Source organism: Chitinimonas violaceus (genome assembly GCF_052601015.1).
The window spans coordinates 95,318-114,314 of record NZ_JBQXDJ010000007.1; the positions used below are offsets into that span (position 1 = coordinate 95,318).

The window sequence follows — 18,997 nt, forward strand, 5'->3', positions numbered from 1 at the left end:
TGTTATCTCCGACGGATCGATCAGCTGCGCTTTAACAGCACATCATAGAACAGCCAGGTCAGGCCAGAATCGACCAGCCACATGAACAAAGCCAGCACAAAAGTAAACAGGAATACCATACCGGTAACCTGCCACACCTCTTTCTTGTTAGGCCAGACGACCTTTTCCGCCTCCTTGATAGAGTCTCTGGCGTAATCAACAAAAGTACGGCCGGTTGCAGAATACCAAACCACCAGCGCCGCCAGCAAAACCCCAAGCACTACCGCCGATACACGAAGTACTTTTTGATCTATCGGGAGCAAATAGAAGCCCGCAACACCTGCCGCAACCAGCAACAAGGCCGCCCCAAGCTTCAATTTATCTGTGTTTTCCATGCGTCGGCTCAATGCCCAAGAAATAAAAGATAGCCGCTTTCCTAACGGAAAACGGCTGCCTTATTAAATAAAAACCAAACCACCATTGTGGCAGGCGAGGAGGGCCTCGAACCCCCAACCCCCGGTTTTGGAGACCGGTGCTCTGCCAATTGAGCTACTCGCCTTTAATCCCGCCTTATACAATCACTTGCCTAAGGCAGTCAAACAATTTACTCGATGATCTTAGCAACAACACCAGCGCCTACAGTACGGCCACCCTCACGGATAGCGAAACGCAGACCCTGCTCCATCGCGATCGGAGCAATCAGTGCAACCGTCACTTCAACGTTGTCACCTGGCATCACCATTTCGGTACCAGCCGGCAGCTCAACCGCACCTGTCACGTCCGTAGTACGGAAGTAGAACTGTGGACGATAGCCGTTGAAGAATGGCGTGTGACGACCACCTTCGTCTTTGGACAACACATAAACCGAACCAGCAAACTTGGTGTGCGGCTTGATCGAACCAGGCTTGGCCAATACTTGACCACGCTGAACTTCTTCACGCTTGGTACCACGCAGCAACGCACCGATGTTGTCGCCAGCTTGACCTTGGTCCAACAACTTGCGGAACATTTCAACACCAGTACAGGTGGTTTTAGCCGTTGGGGTGATGCCAACGATTTCGATTTCTTCACCAACCTTGATGATGCCGCGCTCAACACGACCGGTCACAACGGTACCGCGACCAGAGATCGAGAACACGTCTTCCACTGGCATCAGGAACGCGCCGTCAATAGCACGCTCAGGCGTTGGGATGTAACTATCGAGCGCTTCAGCCAAACGGAAAATCGCTGGCTCGCCGATTTCCGACTGGTCGCCTTCCAGCGCTTTCAGCGCAGAACCCTTGATGATGGGCAGGTCGTCGCCAGGGAATTCGTATTTGCTCAACAATTCACGAACTTCCATCTCAACCAGCTCAAGCAACTCAGCGTCATCAACCATGTCAGCCTTGTTCATGAACACGATGATGTAAGGCACGCCAACCTGACGAGCCAACAGGATGTGCTCACGAGTCTGAGGCATAGGACCATCAGCCGAGGACACAACCAGGATCGCACCATCCATCTGAGCCGCACCGGTGATCATGTTCTTCACGTAGTCGGCGTGACCTGGGCAGTCAACGTGTGCGTAGTGGCGGTTAGCAGTCTCATACTCGACGTGTGCGGTATTAATCGTAATACCGCGAGCCTTTTCTTCTGGCGCGCTGTCGATCTGATCATAACCCTTGGCTTCGCCACCGAACTTCTTCGACAGAATCGTGGTGATTGCAGCTGTCAGCGTAGTCTTGCCGTGGTCAACGTGACCGATCGTGCCAACGTTTACGTGCGGCTTGGTCCGCTCGAATTTCTCTTTTGCCATGACGGAGTCCTTAAATTGCGAATAGAAGAAACTATCAAGGGATGGTGCCCATGGGCAGATTCGAACTGCCGACCTCTCCCTTACCAAGGGAGTGCTCTACCCCTGAGCTACATGGGCATTCCACACAAACGATGGAGCGGGTGAAGGGAATCGAACCCTCGTCGTAAGCTTGGAAGGCTTCTGCTCTACCATTGAGCTACACCCGCACGACAAGATTTCCAACCCGCTTGCCACGCGGTAAAACACCGCGACGCTATTACTTCTTAAATTCTGGTGGAGGGGGAAGGATTCGAACCTTCGAAGGCAGAGCCGTCAGATTTACAGTCTGATCCCTTTGACCGCTCGGGAACCCCTCCTGAATGAGGGGCGCATTATGGGTAAGCAGACAGACCTTGTCAAAACATTTTTCAAATATTTTTTGGGCTGTAATGCAGAGCCCATCTGCCTTACCGAACAATGGGCATCAAGATTGCTTAGTTTGGTGCATGTTACCAACCGCCCACACCAGAAAAATATCTTCTCGTTCTGTGCAGCGGGGTAGCGCGCTACTTGCCTTTTTCCTGGTGGTAAGCGTTGCTTTTCTGGCTTTGATTGTTTCGAAGCTCGGACAAGTAGTCCCTCCTCAGAACAAGAGTGATGAGATTACTGACAGTGCTTTGCAAGCAGCTAAAGCTGCACTACTTGGCTGGACGGTAAGTCACGCCGACCTGCCGGGATTATTGCTTTATCCAGATCGTAATAATACGGATGGAGACTATGATGGTACCTCCGACTGCCCCTCAATTTCTGGGAACACATCCCTTCTTGGCTCATTACCTGACAAGATTGATAGCAACTCAGCCAATTTTGGGAATTGTTTAGCCGACCAGAATAACTCTCGCCCCATTGGCATTAGTTATTTAAGGGACGGTAGCGGCACCAAGCTTTGGTATGCAGTCTCGCAAAATCTGCTTGTTGGTTATCCTGGCTCTGTTGATCCAGACATTACAACCGCATGGTTAGGCACACCAGCTCCTTTCTTGTGGTTAAAAATATGTAGCGGCAGCGGTGTCCCGATAGACGATGTCGCATTCGTCATCATTGCGCCAGGGCCTCCATTAGTTGGTCAAAATCGCAACGCCGCAGCTCCAGCAGTTAGTAACTTCTTGGAAGGCATTCCTAATGGTGGCACAGGAGCTTGCGCCGGCCCCCAGAGCAATGCTGATACTGACGTTAATTTGACTTTCGTCTCAACCCCTCAAACAAATACGTTCAACGACAAACTCACTTACGTCACGAAACGTGAACTAATTAATGCACTGGTAGTAAGGGTTATTAATGAAATACGCAGTGCGCTGGACAGATTCCATAGTCAGTACAACGAATACTCAGACGCTGGGGACAACTCCGGCGAGTGCAATGCCAACTCAAACAAAAACCGCTTACCGCTAAATAACACCAACACGAATAGTGGCTGCCAAGGAAAAGGGCTAAGTAGTCTTCCAACGTGGATTCGTTCAGAGACAACGAAAGGTTGGTTTCTTCAGACTACTTATGTGAAAAATAGTGCAGATCAAGTCACATTGACGCTTAGTAACTGTGACACCCCATTTGTTTTTAATTGGAACAACACCACAAAGCGAACAGATGTGATGCCATCACCTTTGCAATGCAGAAAATTGGCGCCATGAACCCAAGGAAAAAATGGTTACAACATGGATTTACACTCGCGGAGTTGGCCACCGTTATGGTGATTATTGGTCTGCTGCTCGGAGGGATAATGACTGTGCTACCAAGGCAAATGGAGCACCAAAGATACTTACAAACACAGAAGGCGCTGACAGATATTTCCGATGCATTGATTGGTTTCGCTTTAGCGCACCCAGGAGTCCCAACAGGCCTCCGTGGTTATCTACCATGCCCCGATTCCCCCGAGGCCACTGCGCCTAACGTACCGGGCGACGGTTTGGAAGATGTCGTCCCAATTAACGGATGTGGCACATCGGGTGACCCCCGTTGTGGCGACAGCAACAACGATAATGTAATAAATTCAAGTGACACCCCGAATCAAAATGTATGTGTCTCGCAAGAAGGCTGGCTTCCCACTGCCACACTAGGGGTGTCATCCAGCGATGGCTGGGGAAACCGATTTCGTTACCGTGTCGATGCAAAATTCAGCAATCACACAACTGGCTTCACTGTGGGTCTCAACAGTGTGGGTAACCTAAGGGTGTGCAGCAACGCAGCCTGCGCAACGACCGTCGCAGATAAATTGCCCGTCGTATTTCTCTCGCATGGGCTCAACGCTGCTGGCGCAAGAAACAGTGCATTCATACTGAATGCCCCACCCTCGGCCGCGCAAGTTGACGAATTGCAAAATACCAACGGTCGAAATGCGGCCGATACCACCAGCATAGTGTGCCCAGCCGATCCAGCAGCCCCTGCCCCAGCCTGCACCTTTGTCAGCCACGAAAGATACGAAACCGATGGCGCAGGCGGGCAGTTTGATGATCAGGTTGGTTGGGTGCCAACCAGCCTCCTGTTTAACCGCTTGGTAGCTGCTGGCAAACTTCCTTAAAGCCTGTTCACAGCCCTACTTTTAGAGCCAAAATCAGCTCGCGGGTTTTAGGCAAAACTCAACACAGCCTTCCCGATTTGTATTTAGTATCAATACACACCCTCGCTCAGTAGCCATCCTCGCTACCTGGTACAACCCGAGCCCGAACCCTGTCGAAGAGGCAACGGGCCGAATCAATAACTTGCCCAATAGCTCTCTCGGAACGGGTTCCCCATCATCCATCACAGTAAGTACCGCCTGGCCATTTAGAACTGTCAACCTTGCCTGAATGCGCAAACCTGGACGAAGTGCCCGCTTATTCAATGCGTTGCCAATCAGATTATCCATTGCGTTGGTAAACAGCCCCTCGTCAAGCATGGCCTCCAACTCCCCATCCGCCACAAAATCGACACCGCTGTCGACATGTCGACACTTTTGCTGTTCCCACCATGTCGCCGCAGTAACACGCTTCACCGATTCGGACGCCAAAGGCAACGTCAGCTTATTTAGCGTGGTTTCGAGCCTACGGGTAATTTCGGGGAGTTGTCGCGCATAAAGCGCTGCAGACTGCTCTGCATCGTGCATAGCGTCCGCTGCCGCCAGCAACAGCTTTAGGGTCTGTAATAGATTCTTGATGTCATGCGTCAAACGGGCCCCAGTCTGATGTACCGCTTCGACATAAGCCTGTTCTGAAAGCAGTTCTTCTCGCAGTTTTGCCTGGTAGAACTGGCTCAGCAATTCGGCAATCAACTGGAATTGCAAATACAACGCCGGCGGAACCGGACGCTCAGACAACAGTACCAACGCAAACCTATCTGCTTTTACAGAAGCGTTGAAGCGCGCACTTTCAGTACCAAATCGTCCAGTCAACCGGTCATAGGACCAGCTACCACCGACCACACCAGGGAGCGTAAGCAGCTCCGCGATGGCGCTGTGGAGAAAGCTCTCAGGGGATGCAGTACGATTGGAATATGCTGTAAGCCGAGTCGACCAGCGCTCAAACGGTGTCCCCAGCTGGAGCACGCGCATAGAAAATAGTGCGCCGATACCGGCGAACCCGGCCCTTGGGTTCCAAAGCCACGCGAAACCACCCAGACCGCCACCTAGTCCTACCAACACCAGGGCTAGTGCCTCCACATAGTTCCAATCAGACAGGGCATCCAACGCCACCGCACCCAGCGGCACAAGCAACGCCAACAGAAGTATGAGCACAGCATCAAAGAAATCGAGCGAAGCCCGCTGACGCTCTGGGCTTGTAACTACAGGCAACGCGCCTAACAGCAACAAACACAGCGGGATGCCGTATTGGAATAAACCTTCAAAGAGAAGCGGATGATTCGCAGCACGTGGCATAGCGACCAGCCAGAGCATAAAAAGCAGGTTCAGCAACATGCCCATATGGAAACGTCGCTGCCAAGGCCGCAATGCACGAAGGGAACGGCTGCCAAACAGACTTGCCAGCAGCGCCAACCAACATAGCATCAATCCTTTGCCAGCCAGCAACGTAAGTACAACACCAACCAGTACAAACCGAATGAACGCTGCCCGGGTAATACGCAGACCGGTATCGAACACCGGCTGCCACAGTAGTAGCAAGCCATATTGCGTAATCAGCAGCATACGGCTAACAGGGCCATCCGCACCAATCAGCAACGAAAACCAAACCAAGCCGACAAGTAACAACGGCAGGATTCGTTCACGAAAAATTGGCAGCTGTTGTATTCGGGTTATGAACGTATTTGGCATAGCTCATGGCTTAGTGACTACAGACCAGCACCAACGTTAAGCATGTCCCTGCTCACGATCACGCGGGCAGTGCTTATAACACCGTGGTTGCAAAACAACTTTAGCTGCACACTCAGCTTAATTTTGGCACGCCCGTTGCTATATTTTCCTCAGCTCGCCTTGGGGCGAATTCCTCGTAGGAGATTGGGTGCCATGAACTACGCAAAACATAATCAACAGGGCTTTACCCTGATCGAAATTGCAATCGTATTGGTCATTATCGGCTTACTGCTGGGCGGCGTGCTCAAAGGCCAGGAAATGATCGAAAACGGCAAGACGAAAAACGCAATCAATGATTTCAATGGCATGTCCGCTGCAGTCAATGCTTTTCGGGATCGCTACCGCTCCCTGCCTGGCGACGAGAACGTCAACACCCAGACCACGCGTGGTTGGGCAGCCAACGTCGGTGGTGGTAACAATGATGGGTTGATCGGTGCGGCAACCGCAAATCCCTTCACCACCAATGGCGGGGAAAACAACAACTTTTGGCGTGCCCTCCGTTATGCCGAACTGATCCAAGGCGACCCAGCACAGACTGCTGCTGCAGCCCGGCCTAACAATGCATTCAACGGCGTAATCGGTGTAACCAGAACCGTCTATGGCATTACCGGTAACGCCATCTGCATGAGTGCGATTCCTGGCAAACACGCTGCTGCAATCGATCGGCAACTGGATGATGGCAACCCACAAACAGGAACCGTCCGCGCAGCCAGCGCTGCTGCAGCGCCTTTGGCCCCGACAGCCGCAGCACCGGGGGTTGCTGTTTATAACGAGACCAATGGTCAACTCTGGACCACTTGCCGTCAGATCTAGCCTCACACAGCAAAGCTTGTTGCTCAGGATGTAAAAAGGTTGCGGGATTGCATACTTTGCATATGCCCATTTACTCCGGCACTTGAGATACCAATCGGCACCGACAAACAAAAACAGCCCCCAGAAGGGGGCTGTTTTTGTTTACACAGGCTTTAGTCACCTACTAATAAGCGGCGCTCTGCCCTGGCCAAAGCATCTGGGACGCCAAGCAGTACCAGCACATCGCCCACCTGCAGCAGCTGCTCTGGCGGTGGTTCATCCAATCTACGACCGCCTTGGCGCAAGCTTCTTACGCTGACGTCGATCTCCTCAAGCTTAATTTCGCTCAATGTCTTACCTACCGCCGCAGTGCCTTCGGTAAGCTGAAGCGAATGCAAACGCGGCTGAGCCTGTTCCTCTATGCCTTCGTCGCTTGCGCCGCGAAAGAACCCTCGGAACAAGCTGTAGCGTTGCTCACGGGCATCCCGGATATGTCGTAGCACCCGGTTAAGCGGCACACCCAGCAACATCAAGGCATGCGAAGCCAACATCAAGCCACCTTCCATGATCTCGGCAACCACCTCATCCGCCCCGGCTTCGCGTAGCTTTTCGATATCGTTATCGTCCCTGGTCCGAATAATGACAGGCAGGTCGGGCCTCTCCTGGCGAACAATATTCAGAATCTTCAGGGCGGAAGGCGTATGGTCGTAAGTCACGATCAGTGCTCGAGCACGCGGCAGCCCCGCTGATATCAGCACCTCACGGCGTGTAGCATCCCCGAACGAGACATTCTCGCCAGCGGCTGCGGCCTCTTTGACACGTTCCGGGTCCAGGTCCAAGGCATAGATCGTGACATCCTCCTGCTGCAGCACCCGTGCCAGCGCCTGTCCACTACGGCCATAACCACACAGAATGACATGGTCCGAAGTTGCCATGGTTCTGGCTGCCAGCTGGGTCAAACGCATCGCCTGCATCATCCAGTCTGACGCGATGAAACGCCGTACGATGCCTTCGGACTGTTGAATCAGAAATGGCGCAGCGAGCATCGACAACAAGATGGCTGCCAACGCCACCTGCTCCACCTGTCGCGGCATCACCCCCGATGCAATCGCCAGCGTCAGCAACACAAAACCAAACTCCCCCCCCTGCCCCAATGCCAAACCGGTACGTACCGCCGTACCTGTACTGGAACCGAACCAACGGACCAACGCTACGATCAATCCACACTTACCCAGCGTAAGGAAAGCAAATACCAGCAAAACTGCAAAGAGGTTCTGCCACAACGCCCCGAGGTCGAGCCGCATGCCTACGGTGATGAAAAACAGCCCCAGCAACAAGTCCCGGAAGGGTCGAATATCCTCTTCCACCTGGTGCCGATACTCTGTTTCCGCAATCAACATACCGGCAAGGAAAGCCCCCAGCGCCAAGCTGAGACCCGCTTGTGCGGTGGCATAGGAAATACCCAGCGTCACCAGCAATACATTCAATACAAATAGCTCTGTGGACCGCCCTTTGGCCACCAAATGAAACAAGGGCCGTAGCAACTTCGGTCCGAAGTACAGCAACACAACAAGCGTGATGGCTATTTTGAGCGCCGCGTATCCCAGCGCCATCCACAAATCGATGCCTGCGGAGCCCAAAGCCGGGGTGACAATCAAAAGCGGCACAACGGCCAAATCCTGAAATAGCAACACCCCGATGGCGTGCTGACCATGCGGTGCATTCACTTCCACGCGTTCCGCCAGCAACTTGGTGACAATGGCGGTGGATGACATGGCCAGAATGCCCCCCAACACCAACCCGACCTGCCAGGACAGACCAAATAGCAATGAGGCTCCCATCACCACCAGCATGGCGGACCCAACCTGGGCTGAACCAAGGCCTAATACAGTGCTACGCATGGCCTTCAGTTTGGGCAGGCTGAATTCCAGACCAAGACTGAACATCAGGAACACCACCCCGTACTCGGCCAGTTCCGAAGCCTGTTCCGACGAAACAATCAAGCTGAATGCGTTCGGGCCTATCGCTATCCCCACCAGCAGATAGCCGAGCATGGCCGGCAATTGCGCCCGACGACAAAGGGTTACCACCGCGACTGCAGCCGCCAGCAAAAGTAAAACGGTTTCAAGCGCGTGATGCATGTGTTACCTGATCAAAGTGATGCGCGGATTATACGAACCCGCATGGAACACACGCGGGGATTCGGCGCTATATATTGGAATATAGACCTCACTGGTCAAGAACCGTGCCCGCTACTGCGCACGACCTGCGACGCTTCCCTTATACTTCTATGCCATGACACCCAATCGCACACTTACACAAGCGAGTCTGCTCGCGCTCGGCCGCGATGTTCTCACTACCGAAGCTGATGCTATCCAGGCCCTGGCAGACCGTCTGGATGAATCATTCGTACAGGCGCATGCATTGCTCCTGAACTGCAAGGGCCGGGTGGTCGTCGCCGGCATAGGCAAATCAGGGCATATCGGTGGAAAGATCGCCGCCACCTTGGCCTCCACCGGTACACCCGCATTTTTCATGCACCCAGCCGAAGCGGCCCATGGTGATTTGGGGATGATCACCGCTGAAGATGTCGTGCTGGCCTTATCGAATTCCGGTGAAAGCAATGAGCTTGTTGCCTTGCTGCCCGCCATCAAGCGTAAAGGCGCCAAGATCATCGCGATGACGGGCAATCCACGTTCGTCGCTGGGTAACGCCGCCGATGTCCATCTTAATTCCGGTGTCAGTAAAGAAGCCTGTCCATTGAACCTGGCACCTACCGCCAGTACGACGGCCTCATTGGCATTGGGCGATGCGCTTGCTGTATGCCTTCTGGAAGCCAGAGGGTTCAGCCGTGATGACTTCGCGCTATCTCATCCTGGAGGTAGCCTTGGGCGCAAATTGCTGGTTCATGTGCGTGACGTCATGCATCAGGGCGAGGAATTACCGGCTGTCAGTACCGAGGCCAGCCTACGTGATGCCTTGTTCGAGATCACCCGCAAGGGGCTTGGCATGACAGCTGTGGTCAATGCAGCTGGCGATCTGGTTGGTGTCTTTACCGATGGTGACCTTCGCCGGGCCATGGACAAGGATATTGACCTCAAACGCGCCGCGATCACTGATGTGATGACCTTGAAGCCAAAGACGATCGACGTCAATCGACTGGCTGTCGAAGCAGTACAGCAAATGGAACAATCCAAGATCTATGTGCTGCTGGTAACCGATGCCGGCAAACTGGCAGGCGCTATTCGCATGCATGATCTGTTGCAAGCCGGCGTGGTCTGACCGTCACAAATTACATAAAGGAATTTTCTGTGCTCGAACGCGCCCAAACGGTCCGTCTCATGATTTTCGATGTGGATGGTGTGATGACAGACGGCAGTCTGTATTACACCGATGCCGGTGAAGAAATGAAAGCATTCAACTCACTTGACGGCCACGGCCTGAAGATGCTCAAGCAATCCGGCGTTCAACTGGCCATCATCACTGGTCGTCAGTCCAAACTGGTCGAACACCGCGCCCGCAACCTGGGTATCGATCATCTCATCCAGGGTGCCCATGACAAACGTGCCTCATTTGAGGCGCTGCTGGACAAGCTCGGTTTCACAGCGGATCAATGCGGCTACATGGGCGACGATGTAATCGACCTGCCAGTTATGCGACGGGCACACTTTGCCATCGCTGTGCCAGACTCACCCACCGTAGTTCGGCAGCATGCGCACTATGTTACCGGTGCGCGCGGTGGCCACGGTGCCGTGCGAGAAGCGTGTGAAGTTATCATGCAAGCCCAGGGTACACTCGACGCGCAATTGGCTGCGTACTTGGCGTAACCATGCTGCCCGACCGCGCTGCACGCGCCTTCCCCTTTTTACTACTGGGACTGATGGCCGGAATGGCGTTGATGCTTGATCGTGTCACCGATGTGCCCAGCTTGTCGCCAGGGGCCGCTATACGGACGCCAGACCTGACGATCAACCAGTTTTCCGCAGTCAGTTACGGTAGCGACGGTAAACCGCTCTATACCCTCAAAGCGGAGAAGATGTTGCGTTACCCCGATGACGGCCGGGCTGAGTTTGAAAAAGCTTCACTGGTGCGGACCCTGCCCACAGAGCCCTCGTTGACCATAACCGCTGAGACCGCACGCTCCACGGCAACCGGCGACAGAGTCTGGTTCGAGCAGAATGTGCAAATGCAACGCGCGGCAAGCCCCGATGCTGTTGCCATCCAGCTGAATACGCGTAACCTGTTGCTGGATACCGCCCGTGGCACTGCCTTCTCGGACGCCGCAACGCAAGCCTGGATGGGCGACGACCAGATACGCAGTACCGGATTTGATTACGACCATAATACCGCGCAGCTGAGACTGCGCTCCAAAGTGAGCATTGACTATGCCCCGCCCAAACGCTGAGCTGATACTGGCGGCCGCTCTAGTTAGCCTGGCCGCATTATCAGCCCAGGCTGAACTGGCTGACCGCAGCCAAAAAATTCATATTGATGCCGGTGGCGGCTCACGAGATGCAAAGACAGGCCTCTCCATTCTGGAAGGCGGCGTCAAGTTGACCCAGGGCACATTGTCGCTAAAAGCTGAGCGCGCCACCCTGCAGGAGCTGCCGAGTGGCGACCAGCAGATCAAGGCACATGGCCGGCAGGTAGAATTCCGCCAAAAGCTGGAAGGTGAACGTGGCTGGCTGGACGGCAAGGCAGACCAACTGGAATACGATAGCAAGAGCGGTGATGTCCGCCTACAAGGCAAGGCCTGGCTGAAAATAAGCGGTAATGAAATCAGTGCCAGCACAATCACTTACAACACCCAGACCGAACTGTACAAGGCGGAAGGCGGCCCGACTGAAAAAGGCAACGACGGCCGGTTACAGATGGTGATCCAGCCTCAAGTCAAGTCGACCGATAACAAGCCGGTTGAAGGACAAAGCAAGCCATGACAACCCGCTTGTCCGCACAACACCTGCAGAAACGTTATAAGTCGCGAACCGTGGTACGGGATGTGTCCCTGCATGTCGATGCTGGCGAAGTTGTCGGCTTGCTCGGCCCTAATGGCGCCGGCAAGACAACCAGCTTTTATATGATTGTGGGCTTGGTGGCGCTCAATGGCGGCCAGATCCAGCTTAACGATGCGGACATCACGCATCTACCTATGCATGATCGTGCCAAAATGGGCCTCGGTTATCTGCCGCAGGAAGCCTCGATCTTCCGCAAACTCACCGTGGCAGAAAACATAAGAGCCATTCTGGAACTTCATGAACGCAGCAGCGACGCTATCGAAGCGCGCCTGGAAGAACTGTTACGTGAACTGAATATTTCCCACTTACGGGACAGCGCTGCATTGGCGCTTTCCGGTGGTGAACGGCGGCGCTGCGAAATTGCACGTGCGCTGGCGGCCAATCCACGATTCATTCTGCTGGACGAGCCATTCGCCGGCGTAGACCCGATTGCGGTCATGGACATCCAGAAAATCATCGGCTTCTTGAAACAGCGGCAGATCGGCGTGCTTATTACCGATCACAACGTTCGTGAAACCCTGGGTATTTGCGACCGGGCCTATATCATTAATGAAGGCAGCGTACTTGCCTCGGGTAGCGCAGAAGAGATCGTACATAACGACAATGTACGTCGGGTCTACCTTGGTGAGCATTTCCGGCTGTAAACCCTCAACGCACAGGCCGGTATGAAACAGTCTCTCCAGCTCAAACTCTCCCAGTCTCTGACACTTACGCCGCAGTTGCAGCAATCCATCAAGCTGCTGCAATTGTCCACTCTTGACCTAAATCAAGAGATTGAACGCTTCCTGCAGGATAATCCCATGCTGGAACGCGAGGACGACACCGAGCCAGATACCTATATGGTGCGGGAAGACGGTACCCCGACTGCACCAGCAGAGCAGGAAGCTGCAAGTACCGAAACACCATCCGAGGAAAGCAGTCAACCTGACTTCGACATGGATGACTCGCTGGGTGACAACTACTGGAACGAGGCCTCTGGCAGTGGAGGTAAAAACAACGATGGCGATGACGAATTCGATCCCCAGGCCAATGTCGCGAGAATTTCCACCCTGCGTGAGTATCTACTTGAACAGCTTGGCCTGTTGCCGCTGAGCTTTCGGGATCGTGCCGTCGCTAGTCTAGTTATTGATGCGCTCGATGATGACGGCTATTTGGGCATGAGCCTTGCTGAAATATTTGAACTGGTGCCTGCCGAATTACGGGCAGAGCTTGAACTTGAGCTGGAAGAACTGCAAATTGCATGGCAATTAGTAAGACAGTTGGAACCTTGTGGCGTTGGCGCTGTCGATCTAAAAGATTGCCTTAGTTTGCAGTTGCGACAACTGAATAGAAACGAACCGGCGTGCGAGTTGGCCTTGGCCGTGGTTACCAACGGTCTCGATTTATTGGCCAACAAGGACTACAGTAAACTTAAGCGAACGCTAAAGTGTGACGACGAATCACTACGGGCTGCACAGGAGCTTATCAAGCGGTTAAGCCCTCATCCTGGCGCAGAATTTGGTGATTCGGATACCCGTTACGTGGTGGCGGATGTGGTCGTGAAAAAGATGAAACAAAGCTGGACGGTGCAGTTGAACGAAGCTGCGATGCCCAAGTTGAAGGTCAACCAGTTGTACGCAAATATTCTGCGTCAACAACGCGATAGCGGCACGGGTCTTTCCGGGCAGCTGCAAGAAGCGAAATGGCTGATCAAAAACGTGCAGCAGCGCTTCGAGACCATCTTGCGCGTTGCTCAGGCTATCGTCGAGAAGCAACAGCGTTTCTTCGAGCATGGCGATGTGGCCATGCGTCCCTTGGTGTTACGCGATATCGCCGAGGAGCTAGATCTGCACGAATCAACCATCTCGCGCGTTACCACCCAGAAGTACATGCTTACTCCGCGAGGCATCTATGAATTCAAGTATTTCTTCGGAAGTCACGTCGACACCGATTCAGGCGGCGAATGCTCTGCGATCGCCATCAAAGCCCTGATCAAGCAACTTATTCAAAACGAAGACCATAAGAGTCCCCTAAGCGATAGCGTCATTGCCGAGGTACTGGGTAAACAAGGCATCAATGTTGCCCGACGCACCGTCGCAAAATACCGAGAAGCACTGCATATCCCTCCCGTGAACCAACGAAAGTCCCTGTAGCCGCCAAAGCAAGATTAATTGGCGACGTCCTTAACACAAGGAGAGTCGTATGAATCTAAACATCAGTGGGCATCATCTCGAAGTTACTCCCGCCATGCGCGAATATGTCGAAGCCAAGCTCGAGCGGGTGACTCGCCACTTCGACCACGTGATAGACATGAATGTCATCGTTTCAGTCGAAAAACTACAACAGAAGATCGAGGTCACTGTTCACGTGCGGGGTAAAGATATTCACGTGGAAGCCGTCCAACCTGACATGTACGCCGCCATCGATCTAGTAGCAGATAAGTTAGACCGCCAAGTGCTCAAGCACAAGGAGAAACGCTACAACGACAGACACACCGACGCGTTGAAGTATCAATCTATGCCGGAGCAGCCGGCCGCTTAAAAGTATTGCTTCACTTCTGACGCGCGAGGGACGGGAATGGCACTGGGACGCCGTTCCCGTTTTTTATTTCTCAGCGGGTTAAACGACACTTGTACCTAGTACAAATACATGCCTCAAGTCATCAATCACTTCAGAATTAGCGTGTTTATCAACTCATTGAACTTGTTACGATCAGTCGCGAGCAGCTATCAGCAAGGTGCAGAGCAACACATAAGCCCTGATCACAGCTACGCAGCAAGATCGTGAACATGTTCTTACAACACACTCAAAAATTACCTGCCATCCCACATTTACTGCACTAGTCTTGCCTCAAAGCCACACTCAGCATGAAGTCAAAACCTATGCCAACCAACCCGTGCATCGTTACCTTGCCGCCGGCCACGACGGGCGTACAATGGCGGCCTCTTCATGAAGTCTCCCATCATGTCCCTGATTGCTTCCATCCTGCCACCAGATAATGTATTTCTTGATCTGGACCTGACCAGCAAAAAGCGTCTGTTTGAACAGGCCGGCCTTTTGTTCGAGAACAGTCAGGGCATTGCACGTAGCGCAACCTTCGATGCCTTGTTCGCTCGTGAAAAACTCGGTTCGACCGGTTTGGGGCAAGGCGTTGCCATTCCGCATGGACGGATCAAAGGCATCAAACAGGCGGTAGGCACCTATGTTCGTCTGAAAAACCCGATTGCTTTCGAAGCACCCGATGGCAAGCCAGTGTCTTTGGCCTTTGTGTTGTTAGTGCCAGAGCAGGCAACCGACCTGCATTTGCAGATTCTTTCTGAACTTGCACAGCTTTTCAGTGATAAAAAATCGCGCGAAGCACTCTGTGCGGCGACAACCGTCGAAGAGAGCTATCGTTTATTGACCACTTGGCAGTCCTGAGTTGGCACGGTAGCAGCTAGAATCGGGCTATCTGCCGAGAGAGCCCGCCCATGCCGCAAATTACTGTCCGCCAGCTTTTTATCGACAATGCCGAGAAACTGCGCCTGACCTGGCTAGCAGGCCAGAGTGGTGCGAATAATCTGCTTTCCAACGAAGCCGATGCGCAAAAGCCAGCGCACGCCTTGGTTGGCCACCTCAACTTTGTCCACCCGAACCGTGTCCAGGTGCTTGGACTGGCTGAAGTCGCCTACCTCAAAGAGTTAGAAGCCACCGCGCTGAAAAAGTCGCTCGACCATCTTTTCAGCACCGATATGGCTGCGATGATTATCGCCAACGGCCAGGCTGCGCCAGACGTATTGCGTGAATCCTGTGAGCGAGCTCACGTTCCGCTGCTGACTTCACCCGAACAGTCGCCTTACCTGATGGATGTATTGCGCTTTTATCTTGCGAAAGCGCTAGCCGTATCCACCAATCTTCATGGCGTTTTCTTAGATGTGCTGGAAGTAGGGGTACTGATCACCGGCGAAAGCGCGATGGGTAAAAGCGAATTAGCGCTGGAGCTGATCTCCCGCGGCCATGGCATCGTTGCCGACGATGTGGTTGAGCTCTACCGTATTGCCCCCGACACTCTGGAAGGACGCTGCCCCCCCTTGCTGCGGGACTTTCTCGAAGTGCGCGGCCTTGGCGTACTGAATATCCGCACCATATTTGGTGAAACGGCAGTCCGCCCCAAGAAAAACCTGAAGTTGATTATCCATCTCACCAAACAGTCCGAATCGGTAACGCCATTGGACCGATTGCAGATGCAGGCTGCCACACAGTCGGTACTCGACGTAGCGATCCGAAAGGTTGTCATCCCAGTAGCCGCCGGCCGTAACTTGGCCGTTCTCGTAGAGGCCGCGGTACGGAACTATATTCTGCAGCTGCGTGGTATCGACTCGACTCGCGAATTTATCGAGCGCCACCAACGTTTCATGGAATCTGGGGAGTAAGCATGCCATCGGTTGCATCAACACAAGTTGTACTGATTTCCGGCTTGTCTGGTTCCGGCAAGAGCGTGGCGCTCAAACAGCTTGAGGATCAAGGCTATTTTTGCATCGATAACCTGCCAGCCACTTTGCTCCTGCAAGCCGTGCAGTCATTACGCGATGAAGGGCATCGCCGTATCGGTATTAGCGCGGATGTTCGTGGTGTACATAGCCTGCCAGCCCTGCCCGCAGCGGTAGCTACTTTGAAATCACAAGGGTTGGACGTCCGGGCGCTTTTCCTGGAAGCCAAACCCGATGCGCTGCAAATGCGTTTCTCTGAAACCCGGCGTAAACATCCACTCTCGGTAGCCCACCCTGAGCTCACCGTAGCCGAATGCATTGTGCTGGAACAGGAACTCCTGGTCGATGTAGCCAGCCTCGCGCATCGGATTGATACCAGCGACCTCAGCGCCAACGCACTACGCAGCTGGGTAAAGCGACTGCTGGACCTGGACCAATCGCGCCTCACCGTCATTTTTCAATCATTTGGTTTCAAACATGGTCTACCGCTCGATGCAGACCTCGTGTTTGACGTACGTTGCATACCCAACCCCTATTACGACCCCAAGTTGCGTCCACTGACAGGGCGGGATCAACCCGTGATCGACTTTCTGGAAGCACAACCGCTTGGGCAGAAAATGTATACCGACATTTGTAACCATCTTGTCGACTGGTTACCTGCGTTTGATAGCGACAACCGCAGTTATCTCACCGTTGCCATAGGCTGCACAGGCGGCCAGCACCGCTCAATCTGGCTGGCAGAAAAACTGGCCGTCCGTTTTGGCAACGATCGACAAGTGCTCTCCCGCCACCGTGAACGACGTGGGGAAACCTCGTGACGCCACCACCACGCACCGTCACCCTCGCCTTTACGGGTGCATCGGGCATGCCCTATGGCTTACGTTTACTCGACTGCCTTCTCGAAGCCGGTGTACGGGTCTATCTACTCTATTCACAAGCCGCGCAGATCGTCATCAAGCAGGAAATTGGTGAGACTTGGCCATCGCGAGCCAAAGAAGTAGAAACTATGCTTCGGGAACGCGCGAACCTCTCCAATGACCAACTACAGGTATTCGGCAGAGAAGAATGGTTCGCACCGGTGGCATCGGGCTCCAACCCTGCCGATGCGATGGTGATCTGCCCTTGCACCATGGGTACCCTCGCTGCCGTCGCTACCGGCATGAGCGACAACCTCATCGAACGTGCTGCAGATGTCAGCATCAAGGAAGGCCGCAAGCTGATTATTGTGCCTCGCGAAACACCGTTCTCGGCTTTGCACCTGGAAAACATGCTCAAACTCGCCCGCATGGGAGTATGCATCCTGCCGGCCAACCCTGGTTTCTATCATCATCCACAAAGTGTTGGGGAACTGGTGGATTTTGTAGTGGCCAGAGTGCTGGATCAGTTGAACGTACCGCATGAACTGATGGTACGTTGGGGCGATAGCGAAGCCTGATTGGAAGCGGTTCGCGAATCAATTCACTAGCAAATGCCCCGCCATGTATACCTTGGTGCACAGTATTGCGCTATTGACCACGCTGTACGCACCAATATTCAACTCTACCCATATGTAAGGAAAAGACTATGGCCATGGATGTAATCGACTACAAGCTGTTTGGCGATGATATGCAATTCGTCGAGATCGAACTCGATCCGGGCGAAGCGGCGGTTGGTGAGGCTGGTACCTTGTTCTACATGGAAGATGGCGTCCAGATGGACACGATCTTTGGCGATGGCTCCGCAGCACAGCAAGGTTTCATGGGCAAACTGATGGGAGCCGGCAAGCGGCTGCTGACAGGGGAGTCGTTGTTCACCACCGTATTTGTGAACCAGGGTGCAGGTAAAAAGAAGGTCGCATTCGGTGCGCCCTATCCCGGCAAGATCATCCCCGTCAATCTCGGTGAAATCGGTGGCACCCTGATGGCACAAAAGGATTCATTCCTCTGTGCCGCCAAAGGTGTCTCGCTTGGGCTGGGATTCCAAAAACGTCTTGGCGCAGGGTTCTTCGGTGGCGAGGGTTTTATCCTGCAAAAACTGGAAGGCGATGGCATGGCCTTTGTTCATGCAGGCGGCGCCATTATCGAAAAAACGCTTAAACCTGGTGAAAGCCTGCGCGTCGATACTGGTTGCGTCGTTGCCTTCCAGCCCAGCGTGGACTTCGATATCCAATACGTAGGGAACGTTAAGAGCGCCCTGTTCAGCGGTGAAGGCTTATTCTTTGCAACCTTACGTGGTCCTGGAAAAATCTGGCTTCAGTCGTTGCCACTATCACGCCTGGCTAACCGTATCGTGGGTGCGTCCCAGGCTGGGGGTGGCAGCAATGGCGAACAAGGTTCAGTGCTAGGCGGACTGGGTAATCTCTTTGAACGGGAATAGCTTTAGGTCTGCTACGCGTCAGCAATACGGCGTTGAAAACTCCCTCGGAATGCTCATTCACCACGCGTAAACTCCGCTTCCTCGGTTATTTTCGCCTTGTCTTGCTTTAGCTCGCTAGACCTTGGACAGGCTCTTAGAAGCTTCCCAATCGGCATAGGGGCGGCCAGATTACTTGGCCGACCCCTGCCACACCACCCGGCATGCGGGTCCGCACCGGGCGGTTCGAGAAGTTGAGGTTAGGCGAGTCTTGGAACTCCCAGGCGGTCGAAATAGGCGATCGGCAGCGCACGAT

General features: G+C 53.7%; 19 protein-coding genes and 4 tRNA genes. 15 read left to right on the top strand and 8 right to left on the bottom strand.

What is annotated here, in order from left to right:
* Nucleotides 1-20: 20 nt before the first annotated feature.
* The 6 genes from secE to ACUHMQ_RS04340 all read right to left on the bottom strand — a co-directional run bounded on the left by secE (nucleotide 21) and on the right by ACUHMQ_RS04340 (nucleotide 2,130).
* A complete protein-coding gene (secE, locus tag ACUHMQ_RS04315) occupies nucleotides 21-374 on the bottom strand; it encodes a preprotein translocase subunit SecE (protein ID WP_445294211.1) in 354 nt (117 codons plus the stop codon).
* Nucleotides 375-462: 88 nt separating this feature from the next.
* Nucleotides 463-538, bottom strand: a tRNA-Trp gene (locus ACUHMQ_RS04320).
* 45 nt (nucleotides 539-583) lie between these two features.
* Nucleotides 584-1,774, bottom strand: coding sequence for an elongation factor Tu (gene tuf / locus ACUHMQ_RS04325; RefSeq protein WP_445294202.1), 1,191 nt, complete (start codon nucleotides 1,772-1,774; stop codon nucleotides 584-586).
* Between the two features lie 42 nt (nucleotides 1,775-1,816).
* Nucleotides 1,817-1,891 (bottom strand) — tRNA-Thr (locus tag ACUHMQ_RS04330).
* Between the two features lie 15 nt (nucleotides 1,892-1,906).
* Nucleotides 1,907-1,980 (bottom strand) — tRNA-Gly (locus tag ACUHMQ_RS04335).
* 65 nt (nucleotides 1,981-2,045) lie between these two features.
* Nucleotides 2,046-2,130 (bottom strand) — tRNA-Tyr (locus ACUHMQ_RS04340).
* A 36-nt stretch (nucleotides 2,131-2,166) separates the two neighbouring features.
* Between ACUHMQ_RS04340 and ACUHMQ_RS04345 the strand changes: the two genes are divergently transcribed.
* Both ACUHMQ_RS04345 and ACUHMQ_RS04350 read left to right on the top strand, forming a co-directional pair.
* On the top strand, nucleotides 2,167-3,444 hold the full coding sequence (locus ACUHMQ_RS04345) for a hypothetical protein (protein WP_445294212.1): 1,278 nt from the start codon (nucleotides 2,167-2,169) through the stop codon (nucleotides 3,442-3,444).
* Nucleotides 3,441-4,331: a type II secretion system protein gene (locus ACUHMQ_RS04350; RefSeq protein WP_445294213.1), complete on the top strand. Its 891-nt coding sequence runs from the start codon at nucleotides 3,441-3,443 to the stop codon at nucleotides 4,329-4,331. The genes ACUHMQ_RS04345 and ACUHMQ_RS04350 overlap by 4 nt, the downstream gene beginning before the upstream one ends.
* A gap of 33 nt (nucleotides 4,332-4,364) precedes the next feature.
* Here ACUHMQ_RS04350 and ACUHMQ_RS04355 read toward each other — a convergent pair whose 3' ends face one another.
* A complete protein-coding gene (locus ACUHMQ_RS04355) occupies nucleotides 4,365-6,056 on the bottom strand; it encodes an ATP-binding protein (protein WP_445294214.1) in 1,692 nt (563 codons plus the stop codon).
* A 192-nt stretch (nucleotides 6,057-6,248) separates the two neighbouring features.
* Here ACUHMQ_RS04355 and ACUHMQ_RS04360 point away from each other — a divergent pair, with 192 nt between their 5' ends.
* On the top strand, nucleotides 6,249-6,908 hold the full coding sequence (locus ACUHMQ_RS04360) for a prepilin-type N-terminal cleavage/methylation domain-containing protein (protein WP_445294215.1): 660 nt from the start codon (nucleotides 6,249-6,251) through the stop codon (nucleotides 6,906-6,908).
* Between the two features lie 152 nt (nucleotides 6,909-7,060).
* Here the strand turns inward: ACUHMQ_RS04360 and ACUHMQ_RS04365 are convergent, their stop codons facing one another.
* Nucleotides 7,061-9,028: a monovalent cation:proton antiporter family protein gene (locus ACUHMQ_RS04365; protein WP_445294216.1), complete on the bottom strand. Its 1,968-nt coding sequence runs from the start codon at nucleotides 9,026-9,028 to the stop codon at nucleotides 7,061-7,063.
* Nucleotides 9,029-9,182: 154 nt separating this feature from the next.
* Here ACUHMQ_RS04365 and ACUHMQ_RS04370 point away from each other — a divergent pair, with 154 nt between their 5' ends.
* The 12 genes from ACUHMQ_RS04370 (at nucleotide 9,183) to ACUHMQ_RS04425 (ending at nucleotide 18,705) form a co-directional block, all read left to right on the top strand.
* Nucleotides 9,183-10,169 (top strand): KpsF/GutQ family sugar-phosphate isomerase, encoded by a 987-nt coding sequence (locus tag ACUHMQ_RS04370; RefSeq protein WP_445294217.1) that lies wholly within the window; start codon nucleotides 9,183-9,185, stop codon nucleotides 10,167-10,169.
* 29 nt (nucleotides 10,170-10,198) lie between these two features.
* Nucleotides 10,199-10,714, top strand: a complete 516-nt coding sequence (kdsC, locus tag ACUHMQ_RS04375) for a 3-deoxy-manno-octulosonate-8-phosphatase KdsC (protein WP_445294218.1) — start codon at nucleotides 10,199-10,201, stop codon at nucleotides 10,712-10,714.
* Between the two features lie 2 nt (nucleotides 10,715-10,716).
* On the top strand, nucleotides 10,717-11,292 hold the full coding sequence (gene lptC / locus ACUHMQ_RS04380; RefSeq protein WP_445294219.1) for an LPS export ABC transporter periplasmic protein LptC: 576 nt from the start codon (nucleotides 10,717-10,719) through the stop codon (nucleotides 11,290-11,292).
* Nucleotides 11,273-11,824, top strand: coding sequence for a lipopolysaccharide transport periplasmic protein LptA (gene lptA, locus ACUHMQ_RS04385; RefSeq protein ID WP_445294220.1), 552 nt, complete (start codon nucleotides 11,273-11,275; stop codon nucleotides 11,822-11,824). The genes lptC and lptA overlap by 20 nt, the downstream gene beginning before the upstream one ends.
* A complete protein-coding gene (gene lptB, locus ACUHMQ_RS04390) occupies nucleotides 11,821-12,546 on the top strand; it encodes an LPS export ABC transporter ATP-binding protein (RefSeq protein ID WP_445294221.1) in 726 nt (241 codons plus the stop codon). Before lptA ends, lptB begins: the two co-directional genes overlap by 4 nt.
* Nucleotides 12,547-12,567: 21 nt before the next feature.
* Entirely contained in the window at nucleotides 12,568-14,034 is a 1,467-nt protein-coding gene (locus ACUHMQ_RS04395) for an RNA polymerase factor sigma-54 (RefSeq protein ID WP_445294222.1), read from the top strand.
* Between the two features lie 49 nt (nucleotides 14,035-14,083).
* Complete coding sequence (gene hpf / locus ACUHMQ_RS04400; protein WP_445294223.1) at nucleotides 14,084-14,422, top strand: ribosome hibernation-promoting factor, HPF/YfiA family; 339 nt, start codon at nucleotides 14,084-14,086, stop codon at nucleotides 14,420-14,422.
* A 423-nt stretch (nucleotides 14,423-14,845) separates the two neighbouring features.
* Nucleotides 14,846-15,301, top strand: coding sequence for a PTS IIA-like nitrogen regulatory protein PtsN (gene ptsN, locus ACUHMQ_RS04405; protein WP_445294232.1), 456 nt, complete (start codon nucleotides 14,846-14,848; stop codon nucleotides 15,299-15,301).
* Nucleotides 15,302-15,351: 50 nt separating this feature from the next.
* Nucleotides 15,352-16,293, top strand: a complete 942-nt coding sequence (gene hprK / locus ACUHMQ_RS04410; RefSeq protein ID WP_445294224.1) for an HPr(Ser) kinase/phosphatase — start codon at nucleotides 15,352-15,354, stop codon at nucleotides 16,291-16,293.
* Between the two features lie 2 nt (nucleotides 16,294-16,295).
* Complete coding sequence (gene rapZ, locus ACUHMQ_RS04415; RefSeq protein ID WP_445294225.1) at nucleotides 16,296-17,168, top strand: RNase adapter RapZ; 873 nt, start codon at nucleotides 16,296-16,298, stop codon at nucleotides 17,166-17,168.
* A gap of 47 nt (nucleotides 17,169-17,215) precedes the next feature.
* Nucleotides 17,216-17,785 carry a flavin prenyltransferase UbiX gene (locus tag ACUHMQ_RS04420; RefSeq protein ID WP_445294233.1) on the top strand — a complete coding sequence of 190 codons (570 nt, stop codon included), beginning with the start codon at nucleotides 17,216-17,218 and terminating at the stop codon, nucleotides 17,783-17,785.
* Nucleotides 17,786-17,913: 128 nt separating this feature from the next.
* The gene (locus tag ACUHMQ_RS04425) at nucleotides 17,914-18,705 is read left to right on the top strand and encodes a TIGR00266 family protein (RefSeq protein WP_445294226.1); all 792 of its coding nucleotides are present in this window, start codon (nucleotides 17,914-17,916) and stop codon (nucleotides 18,703-18,705) included.
* The last annotated feature ends 292 nt before the right edge of the window (nucleotides 18,706-18,997 follow it).